Annotated in this window: 13 protein-coding genes and 1 pseudogene; 9 read left to right on the top strand and 5 right to left on the bottom strand. The window is 68.6% G+C overall.

From position 1 onward, the window contains the following. Nucleotides 1-14 precede the first annotated feature (14 nt). The gene (locus ACIRL2_RS41260) at nt 15-302 is read left to right on the top strand and encodes an STAS domain-containing protein (RefSeq protein WP_402239328.1); all 288 of its coding nucleotides are present in this window, start codon (nt 15-17) and stop codon (nt 300-302) included. Nucleotides 303-2,239: 1,937 nt separating this feature from the next. On the opposite strand, the gene ACIRL2_RS41255 is transcribed toward ACIRL2_RS41260, so the two are convergent. Both ACIRL2_RS41255 and ACIRL2_RS41250 read right to left on the bottom strand, forming a co-directional pair. Then, nucleotides 2,240-2,683 carry a hypothetical protein gene (locus ACIRL2_RS41255; RefSeq protein ID WP_402239327.1) on the bottom strand — a complete coding sequence of 148 codons (444 nt, stop codon included), beginning with the start codon at nt 2,681-2,683 and terminating at the stop codon, nt 2,240-2,242. Then, on the bottom strand, nt 2,680-3,573 hold the full coding sequence (locus tag ACIRL2_RS41250; RefSeq protein ID WP_402239324.1) for a DUF6192 family protein: 894 nt from the start codon (nt 3,571-3,573) through the stop codon (nt 2,680-2,682). Before ACIRL2_RS41250 ends, ACIRL2_RS41255 begins: the two co-directional genes overlap by 4 nt. A gap of 388 nt (nt 3,574-3,961) precedes the next feature. On the opposite strand from ACIRL2_RS41250, the gene ACIRL2_RS41245 reads away from it, so the two are divergent. Beyond that, nucleotides 3,962-4,579, top strand: a complete 618-nt coding sequence (locus ACIRL2_RS41245) for a hypothetical protein (RefSeq protein ID WP_402239322.1) — start codon at nt 3,962-3,964, stop codon at nt 4,577-4,579. A gap of 81 nt (nt 4,580-4,660) precedes the next feature. Beyond that, nucleotides 4,661-5,539 (top strand): hypothetical protein, encoded by an 879-nt coding sequence (locus ACIRL2_RS41240; RefSeq protein WP_402239320.1) that lies wholly within the window; start codon nt 4,661-4,663, stop codon nt 5,537-5,539. Between the two features lie 911 nt (nt 5,540-6,450). Here ACIRL2_RS41240 and ACIRL2_RS41235 read toward each other — a convergent pair. After that, nucleotides 6,451-6,786: a hypothetical protein gene (locus tag ACIRL2_RS41235; protein ID WP_402239319.1), complete on the bottom strand. Its 336-nt coding sequence runs from the start codon at nt 6,784-6,786 to the stop codon at nt 6,451-6,453. On the opposite strand from ACIRL2_RS41235, the gene ACIRL2_RS41230 reads away from it, so the two are divergent. The 3 genes from ACIRL2_RS41230 to ACIRL2_RS41220 all read left to right on the top strand — a co-directional run bounded on the left by ACIRL2_RS41230 (nt 6,785) and on the right by ACIRL2_RS41220 (nt 10,912). Further along, nucleotides 6,785-7,915: a hypothetical protein gene (locus tag ACIRL2_RS41230; protein ID WP_402239316.1), complete on the top strand. Its 1,131-nt coding sequence runs from the start codon at nt 6,785-6,787 to the stop codon at nt 7,913-7,915. The genes ACIRL2_RS41235 and ACIRL2_RS41230 overlap by 2 nt on opposite strands. A gap of 14 nt (nt 7,916-7,929) precedes the next feature. Further along, nucleotides 7,930-8,568: a hypothetical protein gene (locus ACIRL2_RS41225; protein ID WP_402239315.1), complete on the top strand. Its 639-nt coding sequence runs from the start codon at nt 7,930-7,932 to the stop codon at nt 8,566-8,568. 964 nt (nt 8,569-9,532) lie between these two features. Then, nucleotides 9,533-10,912, top strand: a complete 1,380-nt coding sequence (locus ACIRL2_RS41220; RefSeq protein WP_402239313.1) for a hypothetical protein — start codon at nt 9,533-9,535, stop codon at nt 10,910-10,912. Between the two features lie 96 nt (nt 10,913-11,008). On the opposite strand, the gene ACIRL2_RS41215 is transcribed toward ACIRL2_RS41220, so the two are convergent. Further along, nucleotides 11,009-11,515: a hypothetical protein gene (locus tag ACIRL2_RS41215; RefSeq protein ID WP_402239312.1), complete on the bottom strand. Its 507-nt coding sequence runs from the start codon at nt 11,513-11,515 to the stop codon at nt 11,009-11,011. Nucleotides 11,516-12,196: 681 nt separating this feature from the next. On the opposite strand from ACIRL2_RS41215, the gene ACIRL2_RS41210 reads away from it, so the two are divergent. After that, a complete protein-coding gene (locus ACIRL2_RS41210; protein WP_402239310.1) occupies nt 12,197-12,769 on the top strand; it encodes an RNA polymerase sigma factor in 573 nt (190 codons plus the stop codon). Nucleotides 12,770-12,775: 6 nt separating this feature from the next. Further along, the gene (locus ACIRL2_RS41205) at nt 12,776-13,492 is read left to right on the top strand and encodes a hypothetical protein (protein ID WP_402239308.1); all 717 of its coding nucleotides are present in this window, start codon (nt 12,776-12,778) and stop codon (nt 13,490-13,492) included. A 213-nt stretch (nt 13,493-13,705) separates the two neighbouring features. On the opposite strand, the gene ACIRL2_RS41200 is transcribed toward ACIRL2_RS41205, so the two are convergent. Beyond that, nucleotides 13,706-14,311 carry a prenyltransferase/squalene oxidase repeat-containing protein gene (locus ACIRL2_RS41200; protein WP_402239305.1) on the bottom strand — a complete coding sequence of 202 codons (606 nt, stop codon included), beginning with the start codon at nt 14,309-14,311 and terminating at the stop codon, nt 13,706-13,708. Between the two features lie 69 nt (nt 14,312-14,380). Between ACIRL2_RS41200 and ACIRL2_RS41195 the strand changes: the two are divergent. Beyond that, nucleotides 14,381-14,475 (top strand): annotated as a pseudogene (locus tag ACIRL2_RS41195) (IS5/IS1182 family transposase); the annotation flags it as partial.

The following is a 14,475-nucleotide window of genomic DNA, read 5'->3' as shown; positions in this document are numbered from 1 at the left end:
TCGACGCCGGGGTCGTGGTGACCCTGTGCGGCGAGATCGACATCGCCAACATCTCCCCGGTGGAGCACGAACTCGCGCGTTTGGAGGGCGTTCGCGCCGGCGACGTGTACGTCGACCTGCGCGCGGTGACCTTCCTCGACGTCCGCGCGGTCGGCGCCCTCGTACGCGCACGCGAGCACGCCGGCCGCCGCGGAACCCGCATGCGCCTGGTGTGCCTGCGCCCGTTCACGCTGCGGATGCTCGAGATGGTCGGCGGGTTTGCCGTCGTCGACGAGCTGCCGTTGCCGACCGACGTGCCGTGAGCCTCGCCCGGTGCGGTGGACGCCCCGGACCGTGCCCGGAGACGGGTCGGGGCGTTCGCCGCACGGATCGACGCGAGCGGCGCCTCGGTCGTCGCCACGCGGGCCGGGCGAAGGCGCGAAAACAGCGGGTGGGCGGCTGATCAACCCGAGAAACCACGCAAGCCGCTTCGTATGAACCATTTCGCATTTTTTGGGCGATACGAAGCGCCGTCGAGGTGCGAAGCGGGGACTGTATTTCCGTCGAATGTGGAGTGGGTCACATTGTGAACATGCAGCTCAAGCGGATTGCCCGTAATCAAGTTTCACCTGTACGAGTGAACCAAGTGTGATCATTCAGGCGCTTTCCGTGAGTTGCGCCTTGTACATTCAGTGCGCCGACCTGTAACCCCGGGCAGTCCGATGCTCCCGCGGGGTCGCGGACACGTCCGGAACGATCCGGCACGCGATCCGGGAAGGCAGGTGATTCCGAGTTGACACCTCGTTGGAGGCGACGACTGAGGAGTCTCGGCAGGGTCGCGCGCAGGACCGCCCGGGGCACAAGAGACTGGGCACCGACGGTGATTGCCGTCGTCGGGGAACTGCGACGCCTCCTCTGAGGGATGGGTCGGGGGTCCGGTTCGACGAAACCGGACCCCCGAAACCCATCGCTCTGCCGAACCGGTAGGTGGGAGGCCCCTGTGGAACTCGAGACCCGGGGGCCTTCCGCTCACGCACTTCCCCGGCCCGCCCGCCGAACCCAAAAATCCGAGCCGACGGCGTCCCCATCTTGCTGACTGCGCCATGTTATCGCCAGCCCATGAAAAGACGATATGTACAGCCATAGAGCGATTTGCTTTGGAACGTGACGATGACCATTCCAGTGTGGCGCATGAAAATCGCAGTTTTTGCATGGAATCGCCTCCGGGGGTTACGAGAGAAGCCCGAAAGCTGGCATAAGCTCGGCATTTGCTTTTGCACGGACTTCACCCGAAAGAGTGAGCCCGCCACTTTTAGAACCATCGAAACCAGTTGGAATCGGACCCAAAGGTGCCGTGGCGCCACGAGCAGACGACCGCTCCGCGCTCCACACTCGACTCTCAAGAACGTGCAGTCGCGCCGGCCCCGGCGCAACGTCAACGCCCTGGCCCTTCCCGATCGTTGATCACACCCGTCATGTTGAGCGAGGCGATCACTGCCCGAACTCGCCGGTCATCACGCACGGGTCTCCCCATCGTGAGTGCACCCCCACCGACCCGACTGCTTCATTCGTCCAGTCGGAAGTGGCCTCGTTCATCGATGTACGCGTGTAGGCAAAGTGGACCAGGACGGTCGCCGGGACGGTACGCGTCGGCGCCGAGGCCGACCTCGACCTCTGTGCCGTCGACGCGTTTGCATGAAGCACGCGGGCCGTAGCCACGACCGCATGCACCTGGTGGGTCTGAGTCTGTTACATCGCAGGCTGCTTGGGATGGTCGTCGGATGCTCCGTAGTCGACGAACGCCGTGACTCGCCGCCCAGCCATTCGGCAGCGGCCGGGTGATCACTCAAAGTCGTGGATGTGTTGCCATCCGTGGCCGAGGGCAGATGTCCTTTGGTGCCGGCCTCCCCCGTGGTCGACGCTTGTGCGGTCCGACGCCCGTTCACCCCCGTCCGGCCGTCGGGCCGCGCCCTTTTGGGCGAGAGGATTCGGCTGGTGGTATGGCGCGCGATCGACCGACTCCGGGCGCCTCCTTGGCGACGACTTGCTTCGAATACCGAGCCCCCGGCTCGGCCACCCGCCCGAGCTTCGGTTTCCTGGGTGCTTGCGGCCCGACAAAGGTTCGAGCGATTCGGTTTTGTCCGAGGCCGGGGCCGGTTCTGTGGCGGCCTGCCCTGCGGGATCCGATTGCCGCGTTGTGTCCGCGGGTGGTGAAGGTCCGGCGTGAGGGGTCCGTCGGGCCTTCACCGCTTCGGGGCCTTCAGGCGGGGGTGTGGGTGAGGTGTGGGGGTGTGGGTTCGGGGGCGAGGACGTATTCGAAGGTGCTGATCATGCCGGTGAGTTGGCTGGAGAGCATGCGGGCGAAGGTGTCCTGGGGTGCGCGTTGGAGGTGGGGGTCGAGGGTGCCGCGGGTGAGGCGGATCAGGGTGGTGAGGCAGCGGCGCATCTCCTGGCGTTCGTAGACGGCCCATTCGTCGGGGTCGTCGGAGAAGCGGTAGCCGATGCCTCGGGTGGAGGTGAAGGGCAGGCCTTCGCGGGCGGCGCCGACCTCGCGGACCCACACCACGCCGTTGCCGATCTGGCCGGGGGTCAGGTCGAGGTCGGAGTCCTGGGCCATGTCGACGCGGCGGATGCCGTCGGGGTGGTCCTTGATGGTGGCCAGGACGGCTTCGCCGCTTTCCTGGCGTGTCTTTCGGGCGGTCATGGTTCCTCTCCTCGGAGGATTCGTTCGAGTTGTTCGTCCATGCTGGTGTCGCCGGTGGCCAGGACGCTGCGGCAGAAGGTGGAGGCGGCGTCGACGCGGTCGAGCTGCTGCTCGACAACGGTGCGCTCGCGGGCGTTGAGGGGGTTGCCGGCGATGTCGTCGAGGGTCTTGTTGATGCTGGCGACGAAGCGTTGGCAGTACCCGACGAGGTCCATCACGAGCACGCCGTGTTCCATGCCGCGCAGGGCGGGGTTGCGATCGCGGACGGCCTGTTCGAGTTGGGCCTCGCGTTCGGCGTCGGCGCGGCGCAGGGATTTGCGGACCTGGGGGTCGGCGGCCATGCGGTGGGCGACCTCGGGGCGGGTCATGGCCGCGCGGGCCGCGTTGGTGGCGATGTGGTCGTCGTGCATCACGCGCCGCACGACCTTGTCGTCGCGCAGGTACTTCATGGCGGCGGTCGCGCGTTCGTCCACCGTGGATGGACGTCCCGCGCTTTTGCCCAGGGCCCGCCGTGCGCCGTCGCAGGTCCACCGGCGTTCGCCGGTGCGCTTGTAGACGGGGGGCGTGCGGATGAGTTCGTAGCGGTCGTCCCGCAGACTGAACAGTTCGTGCACGGTCCAACAAGCGTGGGAGTCGCGCCGACTCTTGGGCCAGGCCGCGGACACGCGGCGGTAGAGCTCCAGCTGTTCGGCGTCGACACCGACGTCCTCGGCGTAGGTGTGCAGGATGCGGAACGGCGCTTTCGCCGTCGTCCCTCGCGGGACGATCTCCAGGGCGATGTCCCCGAGCCCGAACTGCGCGCCGGACTCCTCGTGGGCGAAGGCACGGCCCTCCTTGACGTAGCGCTTCCACAGTCGGGAATCCATCGCGACGTCGGGCGCTTCGGCCATGACGAACACCTCCGAGCCTGGGGAACGGGCCTGTTTCCATGCTCTGCCCGGGCGGGTTCGATGAGAAGACCATCCGAGTAAAAAGGTGCAAGTAGTGCAAAGTGTTGTGCTTGCACTCCGAGAGCGCGGCGGCGGGGCAGTCGAAAGCCCCGCGTCGAACGCGACCTCACCCAGGCCCGCGCCCTCGCCAGGCTGCAGGAAGCCGACCAGGAACGATGGGCACAGGCCGCCGCCGACACCACCGCCGCCCTAGCCGCACTCGACACGGACACCACCCCCACGTACGACGCACCCGACCCCCTGCTCCGCCGCATCGAGAAGCTGCGCCACGACGGCCACCACGAAGACGTCCCCCCTCCTGCACGCCGCCGCGGCGGAACGCGACATCATGGAACTACCCCTCCTGGCTGCGAGTCTCGAGGCCGGCACCACCGCCGAACGCCACGAGGACGTACTCGAACTGCTCCACCACACCGGACGACTCCAACCGATAACGGACCTCGCCTACCTCATCGCGGTGGCACACAACCGCGCCACCGGCTCCCCGGACCTCGCCCACTCCCCGGCAGACCTGGCACTGCGACGCATCAATAAGAATTGGGCTGCTCCTTTGCTGGCTGGCGTTGCGGTGCGCACCCCCGCAGAGATCGTCGACCTAGCCGAACTGCTCATCGGCAAGCGCCTCGGCGCAACCGCCCAAGCGCTGTTCATCGCATGCAAGGCGCGGTCTTCGGACGAGCGACTGCGTGACCTGTTGATGGAGACGCGCGGCCGCCAGCGCAACCAACGCCTACGACGAGTCCCCCCTGTTCAACGCGCTGAAATCCGCGTCAACGGAATCTCCCGATCGCACGACTTGGGAACGGTGGAACAAGCTGCTCAAAGCTACGGAGACACTGCCGGCGGACACGGGCCGGGCAGGCATCGAACCGTCACCCGCGGCGCCGACGGTTCCTCGGTCGCCGCTGACGCGCCGTCTGCTCATCAAGAAGCCAGCGACAGATGAAGCAGCGAGATGCGTGATCGTTCTCGACCCCCGCGTTGAAGGGCCTGAAAACTGTGGAGGGTGCTGCGTACCGTCGATTCCATGACGAGGAGTACACCGAGTCGCGCCGACCGTGACCTGATCAACCAGGCCGCCGAGCGCGGCTCGACCATCAGCGCCGCCCAACTCGAACGCTGGCGCCGCGTCGAACTCTTGCCCCGGCCCGTCGTACGGCGCCTGGGATACGCAGGCAGCGAAACCGTGTATCCGCCGGGGACCGTGGAGATCGTTCGGGCCTTGGCCCGGCACAGCCGTCGCGGACGCGGCACGCACGACTTGGCGTTGCTCTTGTTCTTCGACCGGGCACCGGTTCCCGACCATGTCCTGACCACCGCCGTTCACGAGGCGTGTCTCGTATTCCATCGCAGCCTGGTCGCACGGATCGCGCCACACCGCCATTCGGGCGGCGATGACTGGCTGTTGGATGCCGAATTCGAGGAAGCCGAAGCGATGGCGCGCTCGATCGTCGCCACCGAGCGTTCCTTCATCCGTGACATGCGGCACAACCTGCGCAGCGTCCGTCCTCGAGCGAGCATGCGCCAACTCGACGATGTCCTGGTCGGTGTCCTCACCGCGATCGCCCATCCGCCTGTCGATCCGGACGAGGAACTCGTTCGCGACATCGTCGGTGCCATGGGGTTGTCCGGCCCGCCCGGACCCATGCACCTCGGTGCGTCGGTCGGTCTGGCGTTCGGGGCGGGCCTCAACGTCGCCAGTAGCGGACCGTTGCCGTCCCGCGTCCACGTCCCGCCCGACCGGCTCGACGTGTCCGCCGCCGAACTGATCGCTGCCCGGGACGACCTCCACGACATCGGTGATGTCCTGGGGGCTACCGCAGGGGAGGAGTTCGAGACGATCACCGACCCGATGTTCGTCCGCGGCCGCGCGTTGATGTGCGTCCTGTGGTGCCAGATACGTTGACAGTTGCCCCCTGGGTGCGACATACGACAACTGATGGCTCTGGGGCGCACCTTGCTGGATGGCCAGCAGCAATCAGGGCGGGACCCTCATGTTGCGTAGGGCATCAACCATCGGGCGCGCCCCCGAAGCCGGGGAAGAGGAGTTCGAACCGATCACCGTTCCCCGGCGTTGTCGTCGCATCCGGGCGTTGGCCAAAACGGGCGCACACGGGCTGGTCCACGGTGTGAGCACCGCTGGAGGGGGAGCACTGGTTGCCGGCGTGTTGTGGTGGTTCCAAAGGCGCTAGGTGAGGCCCCACCCGGTCCCGCCTTGAGCTGGCTGAACCTCGCCCGGCTGGGAAAGCCCGACCCGCTCGATTCGCTCGTGCGGAGCCTGCGCGAGGCGCCCTCGTCGAAGGCGCGGCGACCCTAGCGCTGTGTGTCGACCGGTACACGACACGGTCGCCAACGATCGTGCCTGCGTAGCGCCCGTCCGGGTCGGAACGTGCGGGATGACGAGTGGCCGCGCGTCGTGTACGTCAGTCCGGAACCACCGCGCGCTTCGCTTCCTCCCGGGTGAACGAACCACGAGGCCGCAGGTCATGGCACACCCCGGGCCCGGCGGCGGTGGGGTCCCGCCTTGCGGACGACTCGGTCGACCGCAATTGGTGCGCGCCGAAACGGACGGTGCGCCCAGTCGCCGGCCTTGCCGAGATGGCGAAGATCCACTGACAAGTTCACGTTGTTCGACAGCCGGTTGCCCGGTCGGCCGGTGCGGCACCCGGCGATCGAACGTTGGTCGGGCGCCGAACGCTCGTTTTCCGGTCGCGGGTGCGTAGGACGTGCCGACTACGTGCATCGGCGAAAGCCCTTGAGGGGCTCGACGAACCGGCTTCCGTATCGACCGATGCGAGTGGGAATCGGGTAATCGAATCACGCAATCCAACCGTCTGGAATGCCGGCTCGAAACTCACTGTCCCGTGCGTGCTCGGAGCCTCTAGGTTCGAACGGCTTGTTCGAACCGATCAAGAATGCGGGGGCTTGAGTGCGAAGAATGAGAAGGACGGGAATTTCGGCATTCGCGGCGGCGGCACTGCTGGCGCTGACGGGAGTGAGTGCCCAGGGGAGTCCGGTCGACACCGAACCGGCGTCGGTGTCGATGCCGGCGTCGTCGCAACGGTCGTTGCCCAAACCGCCACCCATGCCGAAGCCGGACACGGGTCCGGTGTCGGTGCCCGGGCCCGCCGAGACCGACTCTTGCGCGAACATGGCGGAGGCCGTGTCCCAGGCGAAAGCCGCCGGTAGTGGGCAATTGGCGTGTATTCGCGTCCGGGCACCCCTCGACGCGGAGGCGAAGGCCGGTCTGCAGCGGCAGGTGTCGTCGATGGCGCAGGGCTCGGGCGACGCAAGCGTGAAGGCCGAGCTGCCTCTTCCGTCGTGGTGCGCGAACACCGATCACATGGACGGGGCTTGGTGGTTCACGCGGCGCGACGCGTGCCGCATGACCACGGCGACGTACACGGTGGTGGATGCGCAGACCGGGGCATTGCTTGGGTCGATGGAGTACTACCAGGTGGAATATGCGAATATTCCGACGTCGGGCCTCGATACCGGATATCAGATCACGATCACGCCGTTTCGGGTGAAGGACCTGGGATTGCCGACAACCCTGGCGGCCTACGGGACTTGCACTCAACTCTGCAACCTGTCGCCCAATCCCGTTCCCAAGGCCCTGGTGCTCCACCAGGGAACCACGGTCGACTACCGCGTGACCGCGACGACCAGTGCTCCGGGGGCGCGAGGGGTGGCCTGGGCCGAGGTCGACGTGCGCATGTACCCGCCGGGAGGCGTGGGGGTCAGGAGCAGCATCGAGAAGTCCCTGGGTATCCGTTGCGATAACCAGTTGATCGGGATCACCGGCGCCGGCTGCGTGTTCGGCGGCTATGAGCCGTTGTTCTACCTGGACACGGATCAAGCGGACAATCCCACCTACTGGCTGAACGCCCTGAACGTGAACTGGGCTCTCTACACGGGTCTGCCGAGCAAACTGACGCGGCACGGCGACACCGCCAAGTCCAAACAAAACGGTGACCGGGCCTGCCCCGGCGGTGACCCCTACATCCGACCGCCCGGCTACGAATGCGACGAGTATCCGTTCCGTTCCACGGAGGAGGGCGCGGCGACGAGCGGTACACCGTTTGCCCCGCGCACGTGGAACTGGTGCCAGCTCAACTGGCCGAACACCCCGATCGTCAACAGTTATGTGGGCCCCGAGGGGTGGGCCCGCTGCAACATTCCGGAAGGCCAGAACGACGAGGGCGGCGCTGCCCTCAAGACCTTCTACGGCAACGAACGCGTCCTCGCGGGGGATAAGTTCAACGTCGCAGCAGGTCCTTGAGGAGGCGAGGCGGTATGGCCGACAGGACACAGGGCACCGTCTTCACGGAATACGGGAGCTTCTACCTCGTGCCCGGCTTCGAGTTCCCTCAAGGGGACTGGCCGCGGTCCTTGACGACGGGGTTGGTCTCGGCCCGTGGGGAGGAGGTGCGCATCGCCACGGGTACACGCACGGGGGAGGTGCCGCTGGCCATCGAGACTCTCGACCGGGAGCCGCCTCTGGAGCCCGGTTGGGAGGACGTTGCGGAGGTTTCCGTCGCGGTTGCCTCGGGTGGACTGCGGGTGCTCGAGTCCCGGCATCCGTTCCTGTTCGGCGACCTCGCCGTGTTCGGGCCCGGGGACTACCGGGTGCGGGTGTACGCGAACAACCGCGGCGACGAACGCGCAGGCCGCGGAAGCGGGGACTCCTATCTCCTCCAGCTCTGGCAGGCCCCCATGGCCGAGGAGAAACTCATCCGCCTGTGCGAGGAATCACGACACGGACTCGACGCCGCGAGGAGGCTCGCTGGCGAACCCCTCCCCGACCTTCCGCGACCGCCCCGAAGCGACCCCCGACCCGAACCCCGACCCATGTCCGCACCCGTCGCCCCCCGCGTCGCGCACCCCCAAGGCGCGCTGCCGCACCCCACCGCCTCCCCGACCGAGGACGACTGACCACGACTCACACCACCGGTGAACGTCACCGACACACCAGGCGGGCCCGGCCGGGAGGCCGGGCCCGCCTTCGAACCACCGCCCGGAAATCGAACGCCTCGCCAGCGCGTCACCGCAGGTCTCGGGCCCTGTGCGCACCCCGGAGGCCCGTACCGGATACCGCTGTCGGAAACGCGATCCCGCGCCGTTGAACGCGGCGGGGAGGTCGTAGCGGGGGACGAGGTACCCTGCGTTCGTCGTTGTGGCCGGCCGCTCCGGCCGCGACCAGGCGCCGGGCGGCGTTGAGGACCCGGTCGACGTCGGTTGGTGCGGTGTCCTCGCCGGGCAGCGGGATCGGCCGCTGCTCCAGGCACAGCAACACGACTGCGGCCATGGTGAGTTCACCGTCGCGTGCGAACGCGCGCCAACGGTGGGGGCGTCGGGGATTGTCGGGGTTGACATCATTCACGGCGGCCCTCCGGGATCGGCAGTGGAGCAGGTGCGAGGGCAGACCGCCCGCGCGGGGCCTGTCTGTTCCGATCCTGCGCCGTCGACGGCCGGCATCCCATACAGCGGCTGTATACAAGGTGTATGGCCCTATGCGGCTGTGGCCCGGCATCACCGGTGCGGGTGGGTGTCCCGGGCCGAAAAGCGAAGGAGCCCCCGATATCGGGGGCTCCTTCGTTGCGTGCGCGGGTTCGGCCGTGTCACTCGTCGTCGCGTCGGCGGTGGCGCAGTCGGCGCAGCGCGGGCAGCGCGAGGGTGGCGAGCAGTGCCGAGGGCAGGTCGGTGAGCAGTCCGGTGAGGAGTTGGGCGAGCAGGTTCATGGCTTCCACAAGGTCCCCGATCGAGGTGGTGGTGGCCGGGCCGACCGCGTGTCTGCCCGGGTGTCCAGACCACCGGACGCGGCGATCTTGCGCTAAACGCAAGGACGTTGTTGCGCCACGGGCGGCAAAATGCAGACACGCAATCGGGAGGGGCTGTCGTGAGCGAGATCGAGGAACGGCCGGATCCGGTGCGGCGTGCGGGCCGGAATCGGGGACCGATCCCCGCCGACGCCGTCTACCCCGAACTGGCCGGGTACTTCCGTGTCCTGGTCGACCGCGTCCTGACCTCGCCCCGCAGCAGGTCCGCCACCGACGGGGACGCCGCGTCGGGGCTGGGCATCAGCGCAAGCACGCTGTCGCGCTACCTCGCCGGCCATTCCCGTCCCGAGCGCGCCGGGATGCGCGCCTTCCAGCGGTGGGTCGCCGAGGAGACCACGACGCCGCTCACGGCCGAGGAGACCGAGCGCGGACTGACGCTGGTGTACGCCACGTACGACACCGCCCGCGACCACCTCCTCATCCGCACGTTCGAACTCGACGTCCTCCAAGAGCGGTACCGGGCCGAACAGGCGGCCACCACCCGCCGCATCGCCGACCTGTCCGAGGAACTCGCACAGGCACACCGCGCCCGCGAGCAAGCCGAACTCCACCAGGCCGAGGCCGACACCGCCTGGGCCTCACGCCTGGCCCAGGCCGAGCAGCGCATCCGCGAACTCGAACGCGACCTGACCCAGGCCCAAGCCCTCGAAAGGCTGCAGGAAGCCGACCAACAACGATGGGCACAAGCCGCCGCCGACACCACCGCCGCCCTGGCCACCCTCGACACCGACACCCCACCCGAACACCCCAGCGAAAACGCACAGGACCCGCTGCTGCGCCGCATCGAGAAGCTGCGCCACGACGGCCACCACGAGGACGCCCCCGCCCTCCTGCACGCCGCCGCGGCCGAACGCGACATCATGGAACTACCCCTCCTTGCCCTGGCCCTCGAACGCGGCACCACCGTCGAACGCCACGCGGACGTATCCGAACTGCTCCAGTACGCAGGACGGCTCCAACCCATCCCTGACATCGCCCGCCTCATCGCGGTCGCGCACAACCGCGCCACCAGTTCGCCGGCTTTCGACCACTCCCCAGCGGACGGGGCGTTGCGCCGCATCAGCAAGGAATGGGCCGATCCTCTGCTGCGCGGTGTTGCCATGCGCACCCCCGCCGACGTCATCGACTTGGCCGAACTGCTCATCGGCAAGCGCCTTGTCCAAAACGTCCGGTCGATGTTCACCGCATGCAACGTGCAGTCCTCGGAGGTGCGACTGCGCGAGCTACTGGTCGAGGCGCGCAGCCGTCTCCGCGACGCCGACGACACCGATTCCCCCTTGTTCGCCGTGCTGGAATCCGCATCCCTCAGGCTTCCCGACGGCACGGCACAGGAACGGTGGAACAAGGTGTTCGAGGACACGGGAGGACGCCCGCCGGCCACGGGCCCGGCTGCCGTCGAGCCGCCGCCACGACGCCGACGTTTCCTCGGTCGCGGCTGACGCGTCGTCAACCCGGGACCACGACTTCTCCGTACCAGGGGGCGACGCTGCCGTCAGGGCGCGGCGCGGGTGCGCCGCCGTCGGTCCTGGGTGCGCTCAGGTCGTGGCTCGTGGCGTCCGGTTGATCCAACGCCTGCGCAGTTGCCACCATCTGCCTCGATAGGACAGATCCGTGCGGCATGCGTCGATGAGGGCCTCCTGGGTCTTGGCGGCGTTCGCGCTGGCGCTCGTGTACCCGTTCGTTCCCAGGGTTGCCCCGAGTTCGGCGATCGCCTCCGCGGCGGTCTCGGCGGCGGAGATCACGGGCACCGATCCCACGGGGCGGACGCCGGCCAGGGTCCGCACCACGTCGTTGCCGGCCTGCAGAAGCTCGCTCAGGTGCTGTTCGGTACGGCTTTCCTTCATGCGGTGGGCCGCGAGTCCGTTGACGAACCCGGTGGCCGTCATCGCGTCCATCAGCGCGTCGAGCAGCCGCATGTAGGCCTCGCGGCGTTCCTCGCGCAGGCCCACCTTGATGACGGTGGTGGGGGCGAAGTGGCTGCCGACCATCGGGCCGAGAACGCTCCGGGACATCCGGGTGGCGCTCATGGTCATGGGGTCCATGGCTGCTCATTCGACACCGGGGAGCGGGCGGGGGCCGACGCTTGGACGAAGCACGCCCGGTTTCGGAGCGAGTCGGTTCGCCTCGGATCTCTCCCCGGCGTCGTCACCGACGTGATCCCTCGGCCGATCCGGTGGCGGATCCCGAGCGGACACGAACGGTCGTACGCGCCGCCGGAATTGCTCGCCCCGTTCCCGCCGGCGCGAGGCGATCGGGTCTATTCCTGCCGAAGGCGGACGAACCTCCCGAGGTGGAGCGGTACGACCCACTACCAGTGATCGGGCTCCGTGCGAGGGTGATGCGAGAAATCGATCGACGAGGTGCCCGAAGTAGTCAATATGTCCAACACTTAGAGCTATTTATTTCCCACAAAGAGTAAGCATGGGTGTTGCACAATCAGGCGTTCGAGGCGGTTTGCTTTCCCTGGGACCGAGGGGTCCCGCTCCCGTGCCGGCACCTGCGAAAGGCGCCCGCGCGGTGACGACGAGAAATGAGGAACCTGTGGCAACGATCAATGTTGTCGTGGTGGTGCTCTGGGTGCTGGCGATACACGCCCCCGCCCGGAACACCCCTGTGCGGGCACAGCGTTCGACCCCGGCCTGCGCCACCACCGCCCCGACCGGGCGGCGGACAGCCCTTCCGGCCCGGGGCGCGGCGGCCCGGGCCGTGGGGGTGGGTGGCCCGTGACCGAGGAGGAGACGACCGGCCCGGGCAACGGGTCGTCGGTGGACGACGCGCAGCGGCGCCTGGCCGCGATGTCGTTCCTGGCGTTCCACGACGCCCACAGTCGGCCCTGGCACGAGTTCGCGCACCTGGAGCTGGGTCGGCGCGACCTCGCCGAGGACGCGGTGCGCGCGGCGTTCCGTGAACTGGAGTATTCGTGGTCGCGGGTCCTGGAGTGCGCGTCGGTCGACGCCCACGCGTGGGCGCTGCTCAAGGAGCACGTCGCCCGCCGCCGTCGGTCCGGCCGTACCGCGTTGGTGGAGACGGCGGCGTTCGCGCTCGCCCTGGGCCGGTCCGTGTTGGAGGAACTGGGTGAACTCGAGCACTCGATCGGGTTGTTCGCCGCGATCGCGCGCCTGCCCGAGCGACAGTACGACGCGATCATGTTGCGGTACGTCCTGGGCTTCCCCGACGACAAGGTCGCGCAACTGATGGGAGTCCCCCAGACGACGGTCCGTTCCACCGTACGGTGGGCCAGACGCAGACTCGCACGCGAACTGGGCCTGGAATACACGGAGCCCGAAGGAGGGTGACCCACGGTGCGCAGCAGGCAGGGCCACGGCAAAACGGTCGAGGAAGTACTCAGGAACGCGAGGGTACTCGCCCACGAGTACGACGACCTGGACGTGGCCGCCGCCCGCGAGCAACTCACCCGCGAACGCGCCGACGCCCCCACCGGGATCGAGGCCGGCCGCCTCGGCCGAGGGTTGACCCTGTCGCGGCACGAACGCGCCGCGCGTGAACTCGGCTCGACCGACGCGATGGTCCTGGCCTCCCCCTACGCGGCACACCGCCTGTCACGGCTGGTCAACGACCGCCGGATCGAGCCGCGGGGAGCCCTGGTGTTCGCCTGCCTGCTGCACATCACCGGCCACGACGAGGCGGCCGGCTTCTGGTGGCGCTTCGCCGCCGGAGCCGGCAGCCACACCGCCGCCTACTGCCTCTACCTCGACCACCGCACCCGCGGCGAGATCCGCGACGCCCACCACTGGCTCGCCCAATCCCACCACCTCGCCCGCACCCCCGTCGCCCTCGACCCACACGACGCCCGCGACCTGCCACTGTTACCCGAGAGCGTTCGCGCGGCGATCCTCGAACAGTGCCGCCGCGGCGACCTGCCCCGCCTGCCCCACGCCCTCGAGGCCGTCGTCCACCGACTGCGCGTGGAGGACGACGACGAGGACTACGGCGAGATCCCCCAACCCGGCGAAGGCCTGCCCAACGCCCTCGCCGCTGCCGGCAGTTCCGGCACCTGACCCGTCCGGCTTGGACGAGGCCGTCGGGTGTCGCCGGTTGCTCCGGACCCCGCAGCGGGTTCCGGACGAGGTGGGCGTGGGTGTGGCCGGCCCTGCCGGCGTTTGTGGAGCTCGCCGAGGCGACCGCTGGCCCGGTGCCGTCACGAGGAGAGCGTGGGCCGGGGCAACGCGCTGGGCCGAGTCGCGGCTTCATGGACGCGGTGCTCTCGTGGTTCAGGCGTGCGTTCGGGCGAGGTGTGCGGGTGGTCCCGGCGGGGTCGGCCGACCGGTGCGGTTGTCGGCCGCGAGTTCCCTGGAGGTGGGTCGATGGGTGAGGTGGCCGAGGGCCAGGAGAGCGAAGGCATCGGCGAGAAGGGGGACGGTGAAACCGAAGGGGCGGGGTCCGATGGAGTCGGAGATGCCGTCGTTGATCGACCCGTTCGGATGCTGCCGCCCGAGTAGGTAGGCGGCGCCCCCGCAGGCGGCCTCGTGCGCCTGGTGGCCGCCAACGGCCGTCAGGGTGATCAGGGCGTACGCGGTGCTCGAGGTGTCGCTGGACGACCCGTCTTGTTGGCCCCAGCCTCCGTCGTCGTTCTGGCTGCTCAGGACCAGGCGCCGGCAGCGCGCGGTGATCCGCTGCGCGGAGCTTTCGGGAGCGTCGGCGTCCTCGGCGGCGGCGAGGGCCGCGCGAAAGACCGTGTGGTGGCGGCTGCTGCTCCAGTCCGGAGAAAACGTGCCGTCCTCGTGCTGTCGGGACGCGAGGAAGTCCAACGCCGCGGCGACCGTGCCGCGTTGTGCCGAACCCTGCGTGGTGAGGGCGTTCGCGGCGGCTGCGGTCATGCACGCCTCCGACGGGGCGCCGGCCACATACGTGGGGAAGCCGCCTCCCGGCCGCGCACCGCGTGCAGGGCAAAGAAGATCGTGGGCCGGAAGCGAGGCATCCTCACCGACACGATCGGCCTCGTCCTCGCCGTGACCGTCACCGCCGCGAGCCTCTCCGAAAA

This window comes from Embleya sp. NPDC127516, from assembly GCF_044765325.1.
Lineage (GTDB): Bacteria > Actinomycetota > Actinomycetes > Streptomycetales > Streptomycetaceae > Embleya.
Note: the sequence above shows the minus strand (reverse complement) of the source record. Positions and strands in the feature narration are given on the sequence as shown.

Coding starts and splice junctions, on each gene's coding strand:
- ACIRL2_RS41255 (WP_402239327.1), bottom strand. CDS start 2,683: ATGACCGCCCGAAAGACACGCCAGGAAAGCGGCGAAGCCGTCCTGGCC.
- ACIRL2_RS41250 (WP_402239324.1), bottom strand. CDS start 3,573: ATGGCCGAAGCGCCCGACGTCGCGATGGATTCCCGACTGTGGAAGCGC.
- ACIRL2_RS41245 (WP_402239322.1), top strand. CDS start 3,962: ATGGAACTACCCCTCCTGGCTGCGAGTCTCGAGGCCGGCACCACCGCC.
- ACIRL2_RS41240 (WP_402239320.1), top strand. CDS start 4,661: ATGACGAGGAGTACACCGAGTCGCGCCGACCGTGACCTGATCAACCAG.
- ACIRL2_RS41230 (WP_402239316.1), top strand. CDS start 6,785: ATGGCGGAGGCCGTGTCCCAGGCGAAAGCCGCCGGTAGTGGGCAATTG.
- ACIRL2_RS41235 (WP_402239319.1), bottom strand. CDS start 6,786: ATGTTCGCGCAAGAGTCGGTCTCGGCGGGCCCGGGCACCGACACCGGA.
- ACIRL2_RS41225 (WP_402239315.1), top strand. CDS start 7,930: ATGGCCGACAGGACACAGGGCACCGTCTTCACGGAATACGGGAGCTTC.
- ACIRL2_RS41215 (WP_402239312.1), bottom strand. CDS start 11,515: ATGGACCCCATGACCATGAGCGCCACCCGGATGTCCCGGAGCGTTCTC.
- ACIRL2_RS41200 (WP_402239305.1), bottom strand. CDS start 14,311: ATGACCGCAGCCGCCGCGAACGCCCTCACCACGCAGGGTTCGGCACAA.